Genomic DNA, 21,752 nt, shown 5'->3' on the forward strand with positions numbered 1-21,752 from the left:
GGCTGAACATGATTGGAATAGTAATGTTTTTCGTCGCCTTGTTTGCACTTTTACTTGGCTTCCCAGTGGCGTTCACCTTTGGTGGTATCGCGTTAATCTTTGGTGTTTGGGCTGAAGGCATCGAAATGTTTGCCTTCATGCCATATCGAATCCAATCAATTATGGAAAACACGGTGCTGATGGCCGTTCCATTGTTTGTTTTCATGGGGCTTGTTTTGCAAAAGACCAAGCTCGCTGAGCAGTTGCTTGAGTCTATGGGACGACTGTTTGGTGGTGTTCGTGGTGGTATCGCAATCTCGACGGTACTCGTAGGTTCTCTGCTTGCCGCTTCTACTGGCGTGGTTGGTGCTTCTGTTGTTGCAATGGGACTTATCTCCCTACCTGTAATGCTCAAGTACAATTACGACAAAGGCTTAGCCTGCGGCACTATTTGTGCGTCTGGTACGCTAGGGCAGATCATTCCACCCTCCATCGTATTGATTCTATTGGGTGATGTTCTAGGTGTTCCAGTAGGCGACTTGTTCCAAGCGGCGATTTGGCCGGGCGTGATGCTGGTCGGCGCGTACATCGTTTATATCTTGATATACGCAAAGCTACACCCTGAAGCGGCTCAACCTATTGAACGTGATGACTCCATCAGCCGTAAGCAGGAAGTGTTTAATGCACTGAAAGCGATTCTCCCACCGCTAGCGCTCATCATTGTGGTATTGGGATCTATCTTTGCAGGTGTGGCAACGCCAACTGAATCGGCAGCGTTAGGTGGTGCTGGTGCATTGATTCTCGCACTGTTATACGGTCAGTTTAGTTGGTCGATGGTATTTGCTGCGTCTAAAGAGACAGTGAAGGTTACCGCAATGGTCTTTGCTATCTTGCTTGGTGCTACTGCATTTTCGATGGCGTTTACTTATACCGGTGGCGACTATTTAGTCGAAGAGTGGATGCTGCAACTGCCAGGTGAAAAGTGGGGCTTCTTAATCATCACCATGTTGGTTATTTTGATTTTGGGTTTCTTCATCGACTTTGTAGAGATCTGTTTCATTATCGTCCCGATCATAGCGCCAGTGGCTGAATTGATGGGCATCAACATGACTTGGTTCGCTATCCTTATCGCAATGAACCTACAAACTTCATTCCTAACGCCGCCATTTGGCTTCAGTTTGTTCTATTTGAAGGGAGTTTCACCGAAAGGCATCACTACCAAGGATATCTACCGAGGCGTGATGCCGTTCATTCTGATTCAAATCATCGTACTTGGATCACTTCTCGCTTTCCCATCTTTCTATGGAATGTGAGTGAAGCCTAGAATGTGAATGATATGTTTCAACGGCTATCTATAAATTGGTAAAGTAAAACGGCTTATTGATATTCAGTAAGCCGTTTTTTTTGTGAGGGAAAGGAATGCCTCTTAAAGCTAAGCTGATTTTGCTGACGTTACTCCCGTTGCTGCTTGTAACCGCGAGCATAAGTTGGATCTCGTTACACCAAACCAAAACGTTGGGTGCGAAAGAGGTCGAGATCTTCAGGGACAGCTTAATTAAATCTCGTGAAAACGCCCTCAAAGATACGGTCGATCTCGCATTTGATGCCATCGAGCACATCTACAACGACCCTGAGATCCAAGAAGCACACGCCAAGACTGAAGTTCGGAGTATATTATCTAAACTTAGATATGGATCCGATGGGTATTTTTTCGCATATGATCGTCATGGAACCAATTTAGTCCATCCAATACAGCCTGAATTGATAGGGAGAAACTTACTTCAACTGCAAGATGAAGATGGTGACTTTCTTATAGAGGCCCTGCTGAAAGAGGCTCAAACGGGGGGCGGGTTTCACCAGTATTTGTGGCAAAAGCCATCAACTAGAGAGGTCGTTCCGAAGTTGAGTTATGCCGCTTGGTTAGAACGATGGGGATGGATGATTGGCACGGGTTTGTATATTGAAGACGTGCATCAGGAAGTGGCTTCAATGCAGGACGCGATCAACAAAAATATTGAAACCACGTTCTTTTCTATCGTTGTAATTATTAGTGTGACAGTGGCGGTGATCATTGTGCTTACATTAGCCATTAACATGCATGAACACCGTATTGCCGATAACAATTTGAAGGAACTTGCCCATAAAACGGTAATGTTTCAAGAAGATGAAAAAAAACACTTAGCTCGTGAATTACATGATGGTATTAACCAGTTATTAGTCTCAAGTCGATGTCATTTGGAGTTGTTAGGTTATAAATTACAAAGTGAAGATCTGAAGTCCCATTTGAATAAGTCTCAGCACTCATTAATGAGAGCAATTGAGGAGGTCAGGCATATTTCTCACCAGCTTCGCCCTAGCTCCCTAGATGATATTGGCTTGGAAGCGGCTTTATCGTCATTACTCTTGGATTTTCAGGCTCACTCCGGTATTGAAGTTGATACTTTATTTAAAACCAATCCTGGAAAATTGAAATCGGAGGTCGCAACGACCTTGTATCGAGTTGTGCAAGAGTCATTGAATAATATAGAGAAGCACGCAAAAGCGACCAAGGTAACGGTTATTGCACAACAAATCGGCAATGTATTGCAATTGCTGATTCAAGATAACGGCGTGGGCTTTAATACTTATAAAGCGATGGAAAAACGAGGGATTGGCCTACGCAATATGAGAGAGCGAGTCGAATTCATTGGCGGTGATTTTGAATTGATGAGCGAGATTGGCTTCGGAACGGAAATTACAGTGTTGTTGACACTAGAGGGATTAGTGAATGAGTGAAGTTATTCGAGTTGTGATCGCTGACGATCACCAAGTGGTACTGGATGGCTTTATGGCGAGGTTGGAGCTTGAGTCAGATATTAGCGTGATAGGTACTGCTAGCAATGGTTTAGAAGCGGTAGAAATAGTTAAAACTCTTCGTCCTGACGTTGTGTTAATGGACATCAGTATGCCCATCATGAATGGGATTGACGCGACTAATCAGATCAAAGAAGAGGATTCTGAAGCGAAAGTACTGATGTTGACCATGCATAACAACCGTGAATACATCATGAAAGTGATGCAGTCAGGAGCGGTTGGATATATGTTGAAAGAGATTTCTGCAGAAAAGATGGTTCAAGCGATAAAAACGGTGAATCAAGGTTCGACTTATTTTTGCGAAAAAGTGACGCAAAATCTATTTACTCAGCCAATTACCCCGACACAATCTGTAAAGAATCCATTGAGCAGACGTGAAGAAGCGGTGTTGAAATTAGTAGCGAAAGGGGAGAGTAGCAAAGAGGTCGCGAAGACGCTGAATATCAGTTATCGGACAGTCGAAACTCATAGGCAAAATATTAAGCATAAGCTGGATATTCACTCAACTGCAGAATTGGCTAAGTATGCTGTTAATTCTGGGCTTGTAGAGTGATCTTACGCTAAATTACATCAAAAGTGTAATTTAATTACTAACTTTGCCATTTAGGCCAACTTTTCAGAGGTTTTTTTAGTATTTTTGCGACAGGTTGATATTATTTTTTCCAAAATGTAAGCGCCGAATGCAATGTTGCAAACTGTGCGCTACAAATTAGAGAGGAAACATGAAGCCTGTAAAAGATAGGTATAGTATTGAAAATACCGATTATACAGTTGGACAAGATAACATTCAGAAATGGGGCTTTGATGTTCATAACCCTGTATTTGGAATCAGTGCAGGAGCGATCATTATTTTCTTGATCGCTCTTCTGGTGGCAGATCCAGAAACCGCGAAAGCCGCACTTGATGGAATTAAATGGCAGGTCATCGGTAACTTTGATGGTTTGTTCATGTGGGCTGCAAATATCTTCTTAATTTTCTGTTTTGCCCTCATTGTATCCCCTTATGGCAACATCCGCCTAGGTGGCAATGATGCCAAAGCAGAGCACTCTAGCCTTTCTTGGATGTCAATGTTATTCGCTGCGGGCATGGGGATTGGTTTATTGTTCTGGGGTGTTGCAGAACCTGTTGCTTATTTCACGGGTTGGTATGAAACCCCATTGAATGTTGAAGCCTATTCTCCTGAAGCTGCAAAATTGGCATTAGGTGCAACGATCTATAATTGGGGCTTACACGGCTGGTCTATTTACGCCATTGTTGCGTTAGCGCTTGCCTTTTTTACATTCAATAAAGGATTACCGTTGTCAATTCGCTCTGTTTTCTACCCTGTCTTAGGGGATAGAACTTGGGGCTGGTTTGGTCACATTGTGGATATCGTTGCGGTATTAGCGACATTATTTGGTTTAGCAACATCGCTAGGCTTAGGGGCACAGCAAGCTACCAGTGGTATTAACCATGTGTTTGGGACTAATGGTGGTATTGGCATGCAGTTGATTGTTATTGCTGTGGTTACCTTTTTGGCGACGATGTCGGTTATCCGTGGTATCAACGGTGGTGTCAAGCTTCTAAGTAACGTTAATATGTTGGTTGCTTTAGCTGTGTTGGTCTTCGTAACCATTGCAGGTGGTATGGCGGGCATCAAATCGATACCAACGGCCCTAATGGGTTACGTAGAAAACTTTATTCCTCTAAGTAATCCACATGGTCGTGATGATGAAACTTGGATGCAAGCTTGGACAGTATTTTATTGGGCATGGTGGATATCTTGGTCACCATTTGTAGGCATGTTTATCGCTCGTATCTCTAAAGGTCGTACAATTCGTGAGTTCATGGTCGCTGTATTGTTTATTCCAACATCGGTCATCATTATTTGGATGGCTATCTTTGGTGGTATAGCTATCGATCAGGTGGCAAATAAAGTTGGTGAGATCGGGGTGAATGGCCTACAAGATATTACGCTTTCTCTATTCCACACTTATGACGCACTTCCTATGAGCTCTGCGCTATCTGTTGTATCAATCGGCTTGATTATGGTGTTCTTCATTACTTCTTCAGACTCAGGTTCGCTAGTGATTGATAGTATTACCTCAGGGGGGAAAGTTGATGCTCCAGTTCCACAGCGTGTATTTTGGGCATTAATGGGGGGTGCTATTGCGGCTGTTTTACTGTGGGTTGGCGGTACTGAATCAATTCAAGCATTGCAAGCTGGAACGGTATCAATGGCATTACCATTTGCGTTCATATTGTTGTTTATGTGTCTAAGTTTAACGCTTGGTTTACGAACAGAAAATCAATTGGTTCAACAACAAAGTGCTTTGAGCTAAAAGTATTTTAGAGTACAAGGTCGATGTATTCGGCCTTTGTCTCTTCATAAATTTGAGTAATTACGTGAATTTTGTTTGAAAATTAATCGAACTGATTCTGATTTACTGAAAACAATAAGTTAACCTGCTAGACTTTCAACATCCAAGTATTTGAATTGTTGTGACAACATGCTTGTTCTACTTGGATCGTATGTTCGAGTTTATGATTAAGTCACAGGTAAATTAAAGGATATTAGTAATATTCTGTAGAGAGGGATAATGACTAAAGGTATAGATAAATACAGTATTGACAGTACGGATTACACTGTCGGTCAAGATAACGTCCAAAAGTGGGGGTTTGATGTTCACAACCCTGTGTTTGGTATTAGTGCAGGACTTATTGCTCTTTTTCTGATTGCTATTTTACTGACAGATACTGCATCAGCAAAAGCCGCTCTAGATGGTGTGAAAGGCCAAATCATCAATTCATTTGATTGGTTGTTCATTTGGTCGGGCAATATTTTTGTTATTTTCTGCTTGGGCTTGATAGTTTCTCCGTTTGGTAAAATCCGTCTTGGTGGTGTTGATGCAACCGCTGACTATTCATTTATGTCTTGGCTCTCCATGCTATTCGCTGCAGGTATGGGTATCGGCTTAATGTTTTGGAGCGTGGCAGAGCCTGCTGCGTACTTCACTGGTTGGTATGAAACGCCGCTTGGTGTTGAAGCTAACACACCTGAAGCTGCTCGATTGGCACTTGGTGCAACCATGTATCACTGGGGTCTACATCCTTGGGCGATCTATGGTGTAGTGGCACTTTCACTTGCTTTCTTCTCTTATAACAAAGGGTTGCCTCTTTCTATTCGTTCTATCTTTTACCCAATTTTAGGTGATAGAGCTTGGGGTTGGGCTGGTCACATTGTTGATATTCTTGCGGTTCTGGCGACACTCTTTGGTTTGGCTACATCGCTAGGCTTAGGTGCTCAACAAGCGGCAAGTGGTATTCAACATGTATTTGGAGTTGAAGCTGGTCTAGGGCTACAAGTTATTGTTATTACGGTAGTAACTTTACTTGCCGTGGTTTCTGTAGTCCGTGGTATTGATGGCGGTGTTAAAGTTATCAGTAATATCAACATGTTAGTTGCTTTTATGCTATTAGTTCTGGTTGCGCTGATTGGTTATGCCGTTACTTTTGCTTCAATACCAACTACATTGATGGCTTACATCGAAAACATTATTCCGTTGAGTAATCCTCACGGCCGTGAAGATGAAGCGTGGCTGCACGGTTGGACTGTGTTCTACTGGGCTTGGTGGATTTCGTGGTCTCCATTCGTCGGTATGTTTATCGCACGTGTTTCTAAAGGTCGAACTGTTCGTGAATTCATTACAGCTGTACTGATTGTTCCTACCACTGTGACTATCATTTGGATGTCAGTGTTTGGCGGGATGGCGATTGATCAAATCGTAAATAATATTGGCATACTTGGCCAAGATGGTCTGACAGATGTATCACTAGCAATGTTCCAAATGTTTGATGCTCTGCCGTTTGGTACGCTGCTATCAATCATTGCGATTGTATTAGTTCTTGTGTTCTTCATTACATCATCCGATTCTGGCTCTTTAGTTATCGATAGCATCACCTCTGGTGGTAAGGTTGATACTCCAGTTCCTCAACGTATCTTCTGGGCTTTCCTCGAAGGTGCTATTGCGGTAGCTTTACTGTGGGTTGGTGGTACTGAAGCAGTACAAGCTCTGCAAGCGGGTGCAATATCAACTGCATTACCGTTCACTATCATTCTATTGCTGATGTGTGTGAGTTTGCTAATGGGTATGCGTACTGAAAAGCGCTAACTCCTAAGATTCACAGTGATACATGGTTTTGTATCATCGTTGAACATTAGATAATACGAAAAGCAGGAAAGGGAACTTTCCTGCTTTTTTTGTGGCTGTTTACCACCTAATAACGAATCTCCTTCCCCCCACACTTTCTAAATAACCATGCTTAAAGTGCCGCCTTTATTTTGGCAAAATGCCAAGGAATTGACATAATTTAAGTTTATGGTTTATCTAAATTATATAACGATATTAAATTGTGAAATCGCTCGAATTTAATACTGATATTGGGTAATATGCGCAGGATTTCCCACCACTCGTGAAAACTTATAATGAAAATAACACTTAAACAGAAGCTTATAGGCGCTAGCCTATCTGCTGTTGTCGTTATGGCAACAGCATTGACTTGGCTATCAGCAAATCAATTATTTGAACAGACTCATAATGGCGTATATCTACGAGCAGAAAGCGTATCAGAAGCAGCATCTGAAGGTATTAAAAACTGGATAACTATTCGTAAGGATATCGCTTCGGCATTTAATGAGTTTTCACAAGAAAGAGATGTTGTCCCTTTCCTTAAGCAAGCTCGTATCGCGGGTGGCTTTGACGATATTTTTTTAGGTACTCCAGAAGGCGGAATGTACCGTTCACATCCTGATCGTAACCGTGCAGATTACGACCCTCGTCAACGCCCTTGGTACCAAGAAGCAAACGCGGCAGGCAAACAAATCATAACTACTGCTTACCAAGATGCGATCACGAAAGCGCTTTTAGTAACGATTGCAGAGCCTGTCCGTCACAACGGCAAGCTTGTTGGTGTAGTCGGCGCAGACGTACTGATCGACCAATTGGTTAACGACGTAATCAGCTTGGATGTGGGTGACAACGCATACGCAATGCTAATTGATGCCTCTGACGGCACGTTCCTAGCACATCCAGATTCAGCGTTAAGCTTGAAGCCTGTGAGCCAACTTTCAAGCGATATCTCGATGTCTATCATTGAGAATGCTGTGCGTACTGGCAGCATAGAGAGCTTTACACAGCGCGGTGCTGAGAAGCTTCTTTATTTCACGAAGGTTCCTAACACTAACTGGATCTTTGCGGTTCAGATGGACAAAGCAACAGAAGAAGCGAACCACTCAACACTACTTACTCAGTTGATCACAACGGCTGTTGTGATCACATTAATTGTGATCGTACTGGTTTCTTGGTTAGTTAGTTTCCTCTTCCGCGACCTAAATCGTGTTTCTGCTGCGCTAGAAGAAATTGCATCAGGTGAAGGTGACCTTACTCAACGACTTGAGCCTAAGAGTGATGATGAGATTGGTAAGCTTGCTGAAAACTTTAACCGCTTTGTGGGCAACATGCACACTATGGTTGTTAAGCTAAGCGAAGTGTCTGCTGCATTGGGTAACCAAGCACGTCAAACGGCTTCTCAAGCTGAAGAGCGTAGCTCTCGTATCCAAATGCAACAAGACGAAATCAATATGGTCGCAACAGCTGTTAACGAAATGGCAGCTGCAACACAAGAGATCGCGGGTAACGCCGACCACACCGCTCAGAACTCATCTGAAGCCGTTGGCGCGTGTGAACACGGTACTGGTCAAGTGACACAGACTCAAAGCTCAATCCAAAACCTTGCTCAAGAAGTTCAAATCGCAACTAACGTAATTCTAGAACTAGAAGAGCACGGTAATAGCATCAACACTATCTTGTCTAACATTCAAGGCATCGCTGAGCAAACTAACTTACTTGCACTTAATGCTGCTATTGAAGCTGCACGTGCAGGTGAGCAGGGTCGAGGCTTCGCAGTTGTAGCGGATGAAGTTCGAGTGTTGAGTCAACGTACACATGGTTCAACGCAAGAGATTCAACAGACTATTGAACTGCTCCAAGGCACAACAGGCAAAGCGGTTAACATCATGAATGATAGTCGTACTCTTGCTGAAACCAGTGTCGATGACGCGAACTCAGCAGCTGCGAGCCTAACGCAAATTCATGCAGCCGTTGAACGTATCAGTGATATGGCGACACAGATTGCTTCAGCTGCAGAAGAGCAAGCTTCAGTAACATCTGAGATTACTCGCAATACCGAAGGAATTCGTGACGTATCTAATGAACTAGCAGACGAAGCGCACCAAGCCGCCGAACAAGCTGCTCAGCTTTCTGAGCTGTCTCATGAACTAGAAAGCGAAATCAGCCGCTTCAAGCTTTAAGTGAATAGCTAAAAAGTAGAAGAAAGTAACGTTTAGTCGTTAATACGCTACAACGAAATTGAAAGCCGAATGTGATTATCATATTCGGCTTTTTTGCATTTGCGCATGAGAGAGTTATACCAATCAGAGTAACTCAGCGCTCATAAATAGCGCGTTATCAACTTGCAGTTCTGGTAACGTCGGTTTGACATTGGCACTACCATTAGTCTCCTGTGTGCGTTACCGGCTTGGTGTGCATAGAGGAACTGATAGTTCGAGGGAGCGGATAAAAAAGCCCGAGCATAAACTCGGGCCTTGAATGGTTTTTTATAACTTATGAAGAAGCTAGATTGCTTGGCGAAGCTGGAAATAACGTCCTTCTTCGTTTAACAGCTTCTCGTGAGAGCCATTTTCTACAATCTCTCCTTGTTCAATCAGAACGATAGAATCCATCGACTCTAGACCAATCAAGCGGTGCGTGATGAATATAACCGTTTTACCTTCAAAGTGCTTTTCGAACATTGTCATAATACTTTGCTCTGTTTGCTTGTCTAAGCCTTCTGTTGGCTCATCGAGAAGCAGGATAGGGGCATCATGAAGAATCGCACGTGCGATACCAATACGGCGCTTCTCACCACCAGAAAGTTGACGACCACCGTCACCTAACCAACTATCAAGTGCATTATTCTCAAGCAGCTTTTCTAGGCCAACGTCTTTTAGGATATTCGCTAAGTGATCATCGGTTGCTTCTGGTCTTGCAATCAACAAGTTGTCACGGAGAGTACCATTCAAGATGTCTACTCGTTGGCTGACCACGCTGATTGATTCACGAAGTTGTGATTCATTCCAGTGTGTCAGTTCAATGCCCGCAATTGAGATGTAACCCTTTTTAGGATCCCAGTAGCGTGTCAGAAGTTGAATTAGAGTTGATTTACCAGAACCAGTTTGACCAACAATCGCAACCTTATTCGTTGCCAGAATCGTTAGATCAACTGCGTTTAGAACACTGCGCTTAGAATCAGGGTAGTTGAACGTCACGTTTGAGAACGTAATATCAAGCGGCTTGTTGATGTCGAGCTTCTCTTCCGCGAACTGAACTTCAGGCTCAGACAGAATTACTTCGTTCAAGCGACGAGCAGAAGACAGAGTTTGACCTAAATGCTGGAATGCACCTGCAATAGGCATCAGCAGTTCAAAACTTGCCATAGTTGCGAATGCCATTAGCGCGATGAACGGGTCTGGTGCATTACCACCCACGCCGTCAGCAGCAAGCCAAAGCATAAGAACCAGAGTCAAACCGTTGAACAGCATCAGTGCAGCTGATGCCATGCCGGTTAAGTTGGCATTGACAAACTGATTCGCCATCAGCTTCTGTTGTGTATCTAGAATGGCGTTGCGGTAACGCTCTTCAGCACCGAACAGAGTTAGCTCGCTGCAGCCTTCAATCCAATCTAGTGTCGTAACACGCAGCTCTGCTTTGTTTTGGGTCAGTTCACCGCCGTTACGTTTCCCCAGCTTGTAGAACAAGATCGGCCAAACCAGAAGCATGATGAGAAGGATTGAACCTAAAATTAAACCAAGGGCAGTATCGAACCACATCAGGAAAAGAGTTAGAAAGAAAATTCCGAACACACCAACCGTCACTGGGCTTACTAAACGCAGATACACGTGGTCCATTGCGTCGACATCAGCAACCAAACGATTCAGTAGGTCTGCGTCACGAAGGTTTGAAATACGACCTGGGATCAGCGGTGCCAGTTTTTTGAAGAAGAAGATACGTAGATCAGTTAACAGTTTGAATGTTGCATTGTGGCTCACAACACGTTCGCCCCAACGCCCCGCTGTTCGGCCCATGGCTAAACCACGTACACCACCACCCGGTAGCATGTAGTTAAAGGTTTCACGCGCAATCGTAAGGCCAGCAACAGCAGAGGCTGAAATGAACCAACCTGATAGCGTTAACAAGCCAATTGAAGCCGACAGTGTTGCAAAAGCTAATAGCATACCCAGCGATAGGCCAAACCAATGCTTTTTATAGAGTTTCAGGTAAGGCAGTAAATCACGCATCTAAATTACCCTTATTATCTTGTTGAGCTAAGTTCGCGTTAAGCATCTCTTCGAATAAACCACCCGCAGTCGAAAGCTGAGAGTAATGACCTTGTTCAACAAGACCACCATCGCGCATAACCAGAATATTATCGACCGATTGAAGAGGAGCAAGTTGGTGCGTTACAAGCAGGGCAGTGCGGCTTTCAATATTGCTATTGATGCCTTTCATTACCAGCTGTTCGCTACGAGTATCTAAGCTGGCAGTAGGTTCATCGAGCAACCAGAACTGACCGTCTTGAATCATCGCACGAGCTAAAGCCAAACGCTGAGATTGACCAACAGACAGACCGCCCGAACGATCAGAAATCATGTAATCCAAGCCGTGTTCGTTTACGAATTCGTTAGCAAAAGATTGCTCGAGTGCATTCTCGACAACTTGGTCAGTAATATTTTGCTTACCAAGGGTGACGTTGTCACGAATTGTGCCGTGCAGTAGCAACGGGTTTTGACCAACCCAGCTAATCGTCTTACGCCAAGAGGCTAAGTCTAGGTCTCGCAATTCAATGCCATTGATTTTCAAGCTTCCTTCATAAGGCATGAAACCAAGTATGGCGTTGATCAAACTTGTTTTACCCGCACCGCTTGGGCCAACCAATGCAGTCGACTGGCGAGTATTAAGCGCAAACGAGATAGGGCCAACCAGTTGAAAACCTTCAGGGCTCAACACTTTCAAGTCTTGAGCTTCAATATTGATGCCTTGGGTTGGGTTTAGTTGAGTGTCACCTGATTTAACCTTAGTGATGTCTGTTTCTAGGAACTCGACAATACTTTCGGCTGCGCCAACCGCTTGTTGCTTCGCGTGGTAGAACGTACCTAAGTCACGCAGAGGTTGGTAAAACTCCGGTGCCAAGATAAGAATAAACAGACCCGCGAATAGAGTAATGCCAACGCCGTAATGACCAAAGTTCAGTTCACCGATGTAAGTGAAACCGAAGTAAACCGCCGTCATCGCAATCGAGATAGATGTGAAGAACTCAAGAACCGCAGAAGACAAGAAAGCGATCTTCAATACATCCATGGTACGAGTTCGGAACACTTCAGAAGCACCTTTCAATACTTCTGTTTCTGCGCTTGTACGATCAAACAGACGAATGGTTGTCATTGATTGCAAACGGTCGTAAAAGTGACCTGAAAGACGCTGAAGTGCTTTGAAGTTTTTACGGTTTGCATCTGCGGCTTTCATGCCGACAAGCGCCATAAACATCGGTACCAGTGGCGCGGTAATCAAGAAGATCAAGCCGGCAGCCCAGTTTATCGGGAACACGACTACAAGAATGATAAACGGAATCATCACCGACAAAGACATCTGAGGTAAGTAGCGAGAGAAGAAGTCTTGCATGTCTTCAACTTGCTCTAGCAATAGGGTTGCCCACGTACCCGCAGGTTTGCCTTTGATATAAGCAGGGCCTAACTCACGTAACTTATCAAGGATGAGTTGTCTGATGTAGACACGGATCTGTTCACCACAGCGATAACCTGCGATTTCACGTCCCCATGTACAGCCAGCACGGCCAACGACCGATAATGCCAAGCCTGCGAAATGACCAACCAGTTCAGATTTATCGACATTCTCGATGATCAGCTGGTGAAGAATAGAGGCGAGAAGAGCTGCTTGAGCAATTAAAAACACGCTTGAAAGTACGCCAAGGCTAATCGCAATCATAAGCCAGCGTTTTGCTAACTTACTTTGTTGCTTCAGCCACTTATTCAAGCTGCGTTGTTTTTTCTTATCCATTATGAAGGCTTAATGATAATTATTATTCGTTGAGGGCCAGTAGTATACAAAAGAAAGCCCAGTGGATATACCACTGGGCTCTAGGGATTTATAACAAATTGTGATGACGCCCTGCATCCACTGAGGCAAGGACTTCGATATTTAAATCTGTAATCTCAGATTTTATTTATCGTTCAGGCCGTCTAGGAAGCGTTCAGCATCCAGTGCAGCCATACAACCCGTACCGGCAGAAGTGATTGCTTGGCGGTAGTTGTGGTCCATTACATCACCTGCAGCGAACACGCCTGGGATGCTGGTTTGTGTTGCGTTACCTTCCAGACCAGACTGAACGATGATGTAGTCATCTTTCATGTCGACTTGGCCTTTGAAGATTTCAGTGTTCGGCTGGTGACCGATAGCGATGAACGCGCCCATTACTTCGATATCTTCTGTCTTGTCAGACTGAGTATCTTTAATGCGAACGCCAGTAACGCCCATATCGTCGCCCAGAACTTCTTCTAGCGTGCGGTTAGTGTGAAGAACAATGTTACCGTTCTCTACTTTGTCCATTAAACGCTTCACTAGAATCTTTTCAGCGCGGAACGTGTCACGACGGTGAACTAGGTGAACTTCAGACGCGATGTTAGATAGGTAAAGTGCTTCTTCAACCGCCGTGTTACCACCACCCACAACCGCTACTTTCTGGTTGCGGTAGAAAAAACCATCACACGTTGCACAAGCAGAAACGCCACGGCCTTTGAATGCTTCTTCAGAATCTAAACCTAGGTACTTAGCTGATGCGCCCGTTGAGATGATCAAAGCGTCACATGTGTACTCGCCAGAATCGCCTTTAAGGCGGAAAGGGCGGTTTGATAGGTCGACTTCGTTAATGTGGTCGAACAGGATCTCTGTTTCAAAGCGCTCTGCGTGCTCTTTCATGCGATCCATTAGTGCTGGACCCGTTAAACCTTCAGCATCACCCGGCCAGTTTTCCACTTCTGTTGTGGTGGTAAGCTGACCACCTTGCTGCATACCGGTAACAAGTACTGGGTTTAGGTTTGCACGAGCAGCGTAAACTGCAGCTGTATAGCCAGCAGGGCCAGAACCAAGAATCAATAAATTACAGTGCTTTACGTCGCTCATGAGGACTCCGAAATTGAATTTGTTTTTATTTATAATCGCTTAGGATTGTATGGAAAATATGGAGGCAATAAAAGGTTAAACAAGGGCTGAAGTGTAATTAATCGTTATAGGTTAGAACATAACCGAAATAAATGGCGTCTTGTATTCCTGTGTTAGACCAAAAGTAATAAGTTAAGGAAGTACTCTTGCAAATAGCAATACTTGATTGCTCATTTTAAGAGCTTTCGTGAGAATAATGTTTCTAGAACAGATATTTCTTTTTGTATATGTCCTGATGGGTAGAAAACAAAAAGAGCTGAATATTATGTTTTTATCTTAAAAAATTTGTCTTAAAGGACACTGCATGAGTTCATCAAAATTAGGTCGCAGATAAGCGATCACAAGGCGCCTCTTTTGGTATGAACGATATGATAATGAATCGGTTTAATGTTGGTTAACACTTGAATTATTGAGCGTTTCTCGGTTGTTATTTTTTTGTATGTGTTATTATTGATATTTATATATCATGCGGAATTATTTTAACTATATGCAGATTCTCCTCCTTTTTATCAGTGTGTTTAGTGTGTGCCTAAATTTAGCCTTTGCTTCTCCGTTGCAAGTCAATGGGGAGCAATCTGTGTTAGCTGGTGAGGCTGTAAAATGGTATGAAGTGCCTCTATTATCTGCTCCGGTCGATTTTCCCATATTAAGAGAACATATCGAATCATCTTCAAGGATTGAAACGATATTTGGTGGTGAAGGGGCGTTTGGGCTGAGGCTTGATTTAGCCAACCCCGGAATTAAGTCGTTACACCAAATTGTTACGCTCCGTGTCAACTATTTGGACCAAGGTTGGGGTTACTGGCAATCAAAAAATGGTCAGGTTAGACGAATATTCGATTTTGGCCAATTAAGTGATAAGAGCATTCCGCATCTGCACAGGCAAAGCTTCCCACTAATATTGAATTCAGGAGAATCTGGAATACTTTGGCTTTACTTGGAAGCAAAAAAATTCCCAACGGCAATTAACTTAACTCTTCAACCTGAACATGCATTTCATATTCGTGTTTTCCGCAATAATACGCTCACTTTAGCTTCTATCACGGTTATGCTGACATTGGGAATTCTCGCTCTATTTTGTTATTTTCAAACTAAGCAGCCGGTTACACTGGCTTGTGCTGGCTATGTCGGGCTGCATGGTTTGGGCTGGTTTGCCGCTTCTGGCGCTTGGGGGTACTTACTACCAAGCCAAAGTTTGAACCCCGTTTATTTTGGGATGGTATTGTTTCCGTTTGCGGTTGCTTTTTCTAGCTATTACACAAGATTATTGTTTGGATTTCCGCAACACTTTATTCGTATTAATCTTATCTTTCATATCTTTAGTTGGCTGTGTGTCATTATTGGGTTTATTAATGTCTTTGCCCCGTTCCCTCTGACTTTTGTTATGTCTCATTTGATTGCAGCAATCTGGGTACCGACGATGATAGTGACTGGTATAGTAATGGCTTATCAACGAAACTTTGTCGCTAAGTATTATTTGGTCGGTGGACTTTTTTATGGCGCGGCCTTGATATATTACATTTTTGCGCATGTTACGCCATTGCCGACTCAGAGCTCGACAGAAGTGATAGTTGTTGTTGCATTGGCAATCGATTGCATCTGTATTTTATTGTCACTGACTGAATGGTTGCGGATTCAACAGCGTCAACATCAGAAAACGTATATCCAGTCTAGGGTGGATAGTTTGACTGGACTTGGAAACCGACTGGATTTTAATGATGCCAGTAAACAATTGGCACATAACTCTTATTGCATCGTCTTTATCGACTGTGATGGCCTTAAATCGATTAATGACACTTATGGTCATGATGAAGGGGATCGCTTTTTAGAATACACCAGCCGCATGATGCGAGAACAATTTACAGACCTTGGAATGGTTTATCGAGCTGGTGGCGATGAATTTATCTGGTTATTGAGAGTTGATAAAGATACACAAGGTGAGGCCCTTTATTCTCAGATCGAGCATAGGGTGGCTCAGGTCGAAGACCAAATTCGCAGTGCTGATTGGCCCCAATCTGGCCTCAGCTTTGGAAGCGCATTTAGTTTCGAATGTGCCAATTTTTCTGAGTGTTTGAGCTTAGCTGATCAGCGAATGTACCAGCAGAAGCGCTCGAAGAACGGTTTCAAAAATCGGTCCAGTGAAATTGAGATTTAGCTCATTGTACTATTTTTAAATGAATCGTTTTAAGTCTAGTTAACTTATTTTCGCTTTGACTTTTGGTGTAAATTTCACCAAAGATGGTTCTTTTAGCGATCAACCTTTCAAGCTTGCTTACCCTCCCATCTGGTTTGTATAGAACATCCCCACTCTTTATAGTCGCCAATTTTTAACGAATTCTAAGTTAGAATATAAAGGCAGACCGTCATATTCCAAATAAATGCATCATTTATAATTGTAGGCTTTGTTAGAAAGCACTCTATTTGAGGGCGGCCGAGTTCCCCCTAACTCGACCTGTCCAGACGGGCAAGAAAAGGCTTGTGAATTTTGGGTTACTCGCAAATTAACCAGCTTGATTTTGTTGGCTAAGTCATCAGTAGCTTGGCATCTGATAGGTAGGTCGTATTTTACTGTGCAAAAATATAGAAATGAATGATGGCGATAGTGAGGACTGAGCTTATGCAAGGAGACTGGCGTATTGAAGAAAAAGGGTTGATAGAGTGTGAAATTTATTAGGATAGTTAATAATATCGCTATATAAAAAATTTAAGGTGTTTTTAACTGGCTAGTGGAGTGTGCTAGTTTTAAGAGTTGGTCATCTTTTATTCTGGTGTTATACACTGCTTTTTATTTGGAATTTGGTTTTATCATCTTAATTATTAAATTTGACGGGATAAATGATTGTTTATTGTTGATTTGGCAAGATCTTCAAGTATCCTTTATGTAAATAAAACGTTAAATGCCGAATGTGGATTAACAATCATTAAGGAGTCGATGATGTTACATGCTCACGAAAATACCCTACATATTACCCATCTCAGTAACCACGCGGTTGAGGAGCTGTCACCTTCATTCTCCAAGCTTCCAAGTACGGAGCATGCAGATGGTCAGTTTCGATTGAGAAGGTACTCAGTGGTTAAATTCCGCAACGGACAGGTCGTTGAACTAAACAAACATAACTTTGTTCAGTCTGAAGATATTAACCATTTTCAAGGTGATGTTGTTCGCCAGTTTGAGCCGATTGAAGCGAAAATTATAAGCAGTGAAGGCATGCGAGAGATGTGTGAACTGTTTATTGAAACGAATGGGCTTGAAGACGGGCAAGAAATCGAAATTCATCAGATCCGCATTGCCGCTATCTTTGAAGAAACTCAGGTCGCTCCGGAAGGTGTTCACCAAGATGGTTTTGATCATATCGCCTTAATCGGTGTGAACCGACATAACATTGTGGGCGGTGAAATCATGCTGTATCAAGACTCACATGAAGCGCCATTCTTTAGAAAAGTATTAGGCGATGGTGAAGTGGCAATGCTGGCTGACAGTAAGCTTTGGCATAATGCACAACCAATTCGTACCATAGACCACGATGAGATGGGCTATATGGATGTGTTTGTTCTTACGGCTAAGGATGCGCGCAATGTCCTTCACTCTTAACGATGTGCGCCAGCAGTTTAGCGCGCTAGGCCAATACCATAACGGTAAGCCTGTGACCTTTTTTGATGGGCCGGGGGGCTCTCAGGTTCCTGAAAATGTCTTAGCATCAATGACGGAATATCTTGGGCACTTTAATTCAAACCTAGGCGGTCACTATTTTTCGAGCCAAAAGACGACAGGCTTAATGCAGCAAGCGAGAGAAGCGGTACAAGCGCTACTCAACACTGAATCTTCAGGCAATGTTGTATTCGGCGCGAACATGACATCTCTGACCTTCCAACTTAGCCGAGCGATCAGCCGCGATTGGCAAGAAGGCGATGAAGTTATCGTCACGGCGTTAGACCATTATTCTAATGTATCGAGCTGGCAGCAAGCGGCAGACGACAAAGGCGCTATTGTTCGCCAAGTTCGTGTGGATGAGTCAGATTGCAGTTTGGATATGGCGCACTTTGAGTCGCTGCTGAATGAGAAAACCAAGCTTGTCGCGGTGACGTTTGCTTCGAACACGACGGGCTCGATTGTCGACATGGCGAAAGTTATCGAACTTGCACATCAGCATGGTGCGCAGGTTTATGTCGATGCCGTGCATTACGCTCCACATCATTTGATCGATGTTCAGCAGCTGAATTGTGATTTCTTGGCATGTTCAGCTTATAAATTCTTCGGCCCGCATGTTGGCATTGCTTATATTTCACCTCAATGGCTACATACTTTAAAGCCTTACAAGGTAGAGCCAGCGACAAACATTGGCCCAGGCCGTTTTGAAACAGGTACGCAAAGCTTTGAAGGCCTTGCGGGTGTGATTGCGGCGGTGGATTACTTGGCGCAGTTAGGTGATCCAGCCGATTCATTACGTTCTCGTTTAGAGCAAAGTTATGCGCTGTATAGTAAGCATGAAAGCAAGCTTAGTGAGTACTTCCTAAAACGTTTGTCCGATCTGGAAGGGGCAAAACTCTATGGTAAGACAGAGTTTGATTCGAACCTAAGAACCCCAACGTTCGCAATCACCTTTGATAACCACTCTCCAGAGTTTATCGCTAAGAAGCTGGGTGAGCATAATATCTGTGTGTGGAATGGACACTTCTATGCGCTAGGTTTGGTGAAGCAGTTGGGTATCGAAGAGCAGGGCGTGGTACGTATTGGTTGTATGCATTACAACTCGATTGAAGAGATCGACTTGCTGTTCAATGTACTTGAAGGGATCTTGCGAAGTAACTAGCAAGAAGTAACTAATACCTTGGCCGTTATCGAATTAGAAAAGAGCATACTTGCCTCAATAGTATTGAGTAGGGAGTATGCTCTTTTTATTTCATTGAGCTTATTGATTTAACAATAGCCACACCGACTGTGCATGTACTGGTTGTGAGTTGTTCAACACTTAATTTACTGAGAGCTAAAGTTAAGAAAGACTTCGTCTCGTGTTAGCAAATGATTAAGCTGATACTTCCACTTCGTAAGAGCCAAATTTACGGATGTTAATCACGCCCGTATCTAGGATTAGGTATTGGCCTTTAATGCCTTGAAGTACACCTGTCACCTCAGGATTCTTATCAAAGTTATGCGACACAATCTTCACTGGGTGTTGCTCAACTGGGTAGCTCAGTGAAGTGATGTTTTCGCTCAGAATCTCGATAGCATCGTCACCAAACTTAGCTTTGATCTCTTGGATTTTATCCTCAACCAATGGCAAGAGTTCTTTGGCTTTTTCTGCCAACTCTATATCGTCACCGTCGCCTTTTAGCAACGTGCGCCAGTTGGTTTTGTCAGCAATGTGCTTTGCTAACTCAACTTCAATCAGGCCAGAAATCTGACGTGTTTTCACTTTCAAGATTGGTAAGCCTTGAGTGGCACCTTGATCGATCCAGCGAGTGGGGATCTGAGTATGACGAGTGATACCAACCTTAAGGCTTGAAGTGTTCGAAAGATAGACGAAGTGATCAACCATGCAGTTTGCTTCGCCCCATTCAGGTTCACGGCACGTTCCTTGATCATAGTGGCACGTCTCTGGTTTCATAATACACATATCACAGCTAGCGAGCTTTTTCATGCAGACGAAGCAGTGGCCTTGAGAATAGCTTTTTTTGGTTTTCTTACCACACGAACAGCAAAAAATATTACCCGTGTGAGTGAGATTAATGGTTTTACCAATCAGAGGGTTTAGCTCCACAAACTCTTCACCGACAGGTAGACGGTAGGTCACCGCACCATCGAGCGAAGCACTCATCTTCTTGAGTGTTCCTTTTGCTAATAAAGACATGACATTACTCGTTGTATTTTGATTATTATTTCGTCGACTCGGACGCTCTGTAAGCAGGCGCCACGGTTAACGATGATTATGCGCTGAGTATAACAAATAGAGTCCGTTTTTATACGTAAGATTATTTGATTATCATGGTGGGTAACTGATAAAAAATTCCATTTATAAATTATAGTATGACATTTTGTTCACGCGTGATATAACGTTTGTAGATGAACTATTAGTTATAAATTGTCGCAAAATTAATGGTCTTCTGAATTCTTATACCATTAGTTTTATATTTTAGAAGCAGTAAGCCGGAAACTTAGAAGTGAAGTGGATCCATAAAATAGTCATCTTTTTAGTTATTGCGACACTTGCGATTATGCAATATTACCGAGTGAACGGAAATCGTTTAATCACTTCTATTACCCCTGAAAAATACGAATTTATCGCGACCAGTGATCAAATCCACATGGGCGTTAGTACCTCTAAAATCTCATTTGAAGACAAGCAATACATCCTCGATTGTGAACTGAAGGTGTCGGAGTACCCTTGGCCATATTGCGGCCTATCGATTCGTATCAACCCAGACATCACCGTTGGCCTTGATCTTTCCCAGTACCATACCTTTAGAGTGAATATTGATTATCATACAGACGAAGGTTCTAGTGCTCGTTTAAGAACGTATTTGAGAAATTATAATCCGGCTTACTCTGTTCCTGATGACGAGTACACGCATAAGTACAACGGAATGGAATTTTCGCCTGGCGTGGATGGTGGAGTTATTGAAATTCCCATCAACAACCTACAAGTCATGACATGGTGGCTTTCCGATAACAATATTGATCTTGAGCATTCCTTACCAGAGTATTCGAACGTTAACATGGTTGAGTTTGCGACGGGTTCTGGAGCGAAAATCGGCCATCATCGAATCGTGATACGCAGCATTGAATTTGAAGGTTCGTCTATTTCAACAGAGAGCCTATTTATGATTCTGCTGTTTATTTGGGTTTGTACTGGTACGGCATTTTTAGTTTCAGAACTGCATCGTTCAAGAAAGCGTATGTTGATAGTGGAGAAAAGACACCTTCATCTTAAAAGTCTTAACCAAGCGCTTCGAGATCAGAATTTAGAGTTTTCAGAATTAGCTCATCGTGATGAATTGACTGGGACCTTAAATCGGCATGCCGTTCGTGAGTGGCTGAAAATGCAGTCTCAACACGTTAAGCGAGGCCACGGAAAGTTGAGTATCTTGTACCTCGATCTGGACTACTTTAAGAGTGTGAATGATAAATACGGACATCAAATGGGGGATCATGTTTTACGAGAGTTCGGAATGGTGGTCGGCAGTTCGATATGTGACACTGATAAGCTAGTGAGGTGGGGCGGTGAGGAATTCATCGTTTTCTGTCCTGATACTGATGCTGATGAAGCACAGAGGAAGGCTGAGAAAGTCCGATTTTTGGTTAGTCAGCATCTTTGGGTGCATGGTGATCCTCTGACTTGCAGTATTGGCGTTGCGGAAATGAAGCAAGAAAAGGGGTCGGAGACGATTGCTCGTGCAGATGAGGCTTTGTACCAAGCGAAACATTCGGGGCGAAATCAGGTGATCTTGAGTCACTAATCTGAAAATTGTTTTAGTTAGTTTATAAGCCACACGTACATATGTAACGTGTGGCATTTTTTATATTGGTGAGCCGGGGGAACTGCAACCAATTTTTAGAGCATTCCTATAAGTATTGACCTATCAGGTCGA

At 43.3% G+C, this 21,752-nt stretch carries 14 protein-coding genes; 10 read left to right on the forward strand and 4 right to left on the reverse strand.

The features are described from left to right. Window positions 1–8: 8 nt before the first annotated feature. From WR49_RS01540 to WR49_RS01565, 6 genes are all read left to right on the forward strand, one after another. A complete protein-coding gene (locus tag WR49_RS01540) occupies window positions 9–1,292 on the forward strand; it encodes a TRAP transporter large permease (protein ID WP_046222828.1) in 1,284 nt (427 codons plus the stop codon). 106 nt (window positions 1,293–1,398) lie between these two features. Continuing rightward, window positions 1,399–2,754 (forward strand): cache domain-containing protein, encoded by a 1,356-nt coding sequence (locus WR49_RS01545; protein WP_046222829.1) that lies wholly within the window; start codon window positions 1,399–1,401, stop codon window positions 2,752–2,754. After that, the gene (locus WR49_RS01550; RefSeq protein ID WP_017055158.1) at window positions 2,747–3,385 is read left to right on the forward strand and encodes a response regulator transcription factor; all 639 of its coding nucleotides are present in this window, start codon (window positions 2,747–2,749) and stop codon (window positions 3,383–3,385) included. Before WR49_RS01545 ends, WR49_RS01550 begins: the two co-directional genes overlap by 8 nt. A 169-nt stretch (window positions 3,386–3,554) precedes the next feature. After that, entirely contained in the window at window positions 3,555–5,153 is a 1,599-nt protein-coding gene (locus tag WR49_RS01555) for a BCCT family transporter (RefSeq protein ID WP_017055159.1), read from the forward strand. Between the two features lie 258 nt (window positions 5,154–5,411). Continuing rightward, window positions 5,412–6,983: a BCCT family transporter gene (locus WR49_RS01560; RefSeq protein ID WP_017055160.1), complete on the forward strand. Its 1,572-nt coding sequence runs from the start codon at window positions 5,412–5,414 to the stop codon at window positions 6,981–6,983. Window positions 6,984–7,297: 314 nt separating this feature from the next. Beyond that, window positions 7,298–9,181: a methyl-accepting chemotaxis protein gene (locus tag WR49_RS01565; RefSeq protein WP_046222830.1), complete on the forward strand. Its 1,884-nt coding sequence runs from the start codon at window positions 7,298–7,300 to the stop codon at window positions 9,179–9,181. 324 nt (window positions 9,182–9,505) lie between these two features. Here the strand turns inward: WR49_RS01565 and cydC are convergent, their stop codons facing one another. The 3 genes from cydC to trxB all read right to left on the reverse strand — a co-directional run bounded on the left by cydC (window position 9,506) and on the right by trxB (window position 14,126). Beyond that, window positions 9,506–11,227 (reverse strand): heme ABC transporter ATP-binding protein/permease CydC, encoded by a 1,722-nt coding sequence (gene cydC / locus WR49_RS01570; protein ID WP_046222831.1) that lies wholly within the window; start codon window positions 11,225–11,227, stop codon window positions 9,506–9,508. Beyond that, window positions 11,220–13,004: a heme ABC transporter permease/ATP-binding protein CydD gene (gene cydD / locus WR49_RS01575; RefSeq protein WP_046222832.1), complete on the reverse strand. Its 1,785-nt coding sequence runs from the start codon at window positions 13,002–13,004 to the stop codon at window positions 11,220–11,222. The genes cydC and cydD overlap by 8 nt, the downstream gene beginning before the upstream one ends. Before the next feature lie 162 nt (window positions 13,005–13,166). Next, window positions 13,167–14,126 carry a thioredoxin-disulfide reductase gene (gene trxB, locus WR49_RS01580; protein ID WP_046222833.1) on the reverse strand — a complete coding sequence of 320 codons (960 nt, stop codon included), beginning with the start codon at window positions 14,124–14,126 and terminating at the stop codon, window positions 13,167–13,169. Between the two features lie 526 nt (window positions 14,127–14,652). Here trxB and WR49_RS01585 point away from each other — a divergent pair. The 3 genes from WR49_RS01585 to WR49_RS01595 all read left to right on the forward strand — a co-directional run bounded on the left by WR49_RS01585 (window position 14,653) and on the right by WR49_RS01595 (window position 18,976). Further along, a complete protein-coding gene (locus tag WR49_RS01585) occupies window positions 14,653–16,320 on the forward strand; it encodes a GGDEF domain-containing protein (protein ID WP_046222845.1) in 1,668 nt (555 codons plus the stop codon). 777 nt (window positions 16,321–17,097) lie between these two features. Beyond that, window positions 17,098–17,757 carry a 2OG-Fe dioxygenase family protein gene (locus tag WR49_RS01590; protein WP_197078516.1) on the forward strand — a complete coding sequence of 220 codons (660 nt, stop codon included), beginning with the start codon at window positions 17,098–17,100 and terminating at the stop codon, window positions 17,755–17,757. Beyond that, entirely contained in the window at window positions 17,741–18,976 is a 1,236-nt protein-coding gene (locus WR49_RS01595; protein WP_017055168.1) for a cysteine desulfurase-like protein, read from the forward strand. Before WR49_RS01590 ends, WR49_RS01595 begins: the two co-directional genes overlap by 17 nt. Before the next feature lie 213 nt (window positions 18,977–19,189). Here the strand turns inward: WR49_RS01595 and WR49_RS01600 are convergent, their stop codons facing one another. Next, window positions 19,190–20,014, reverse strand: coding sequence for a DUF2797 domain-containing protein (locus WR49_RS01600; RefSeq protein ID WP_046222835.1), 825 nt, complete (start codon window positions 20,012–20,014; stop codon window positions 19,190–19,192). Between the two features lie 310 nt (window positions 20,015–20,324). Between WR49_RS01600 and WR49_RS01605 the strand changes: the two genes are divergently transcribed. Continuing rightward, window positions 20,325–21,620 carry a GGDEF domain-containing protein gene (locus WR49_RS01605; protein ID WP_046222836.1) on the forward strand — a complete coding sequence of 432 codons (1,296 nt, stop codon included), beginning with the start codon at window positions 20,325–20,327 and terminating at the stop codon, window positions 21,618–21,620. Window positions 21,621–21,752 lie beyond the last annotated feature (132 nt).

Source organism: Vibrio sp. ECSMB14106, assembly GCF_000972265.1.
Lineage (GTDB): Bacteria > Pseudomonadota > Gammaproteobacteria > Enterobacterales > Vibrionaceae > Vibrio > Vibrio kanaloae.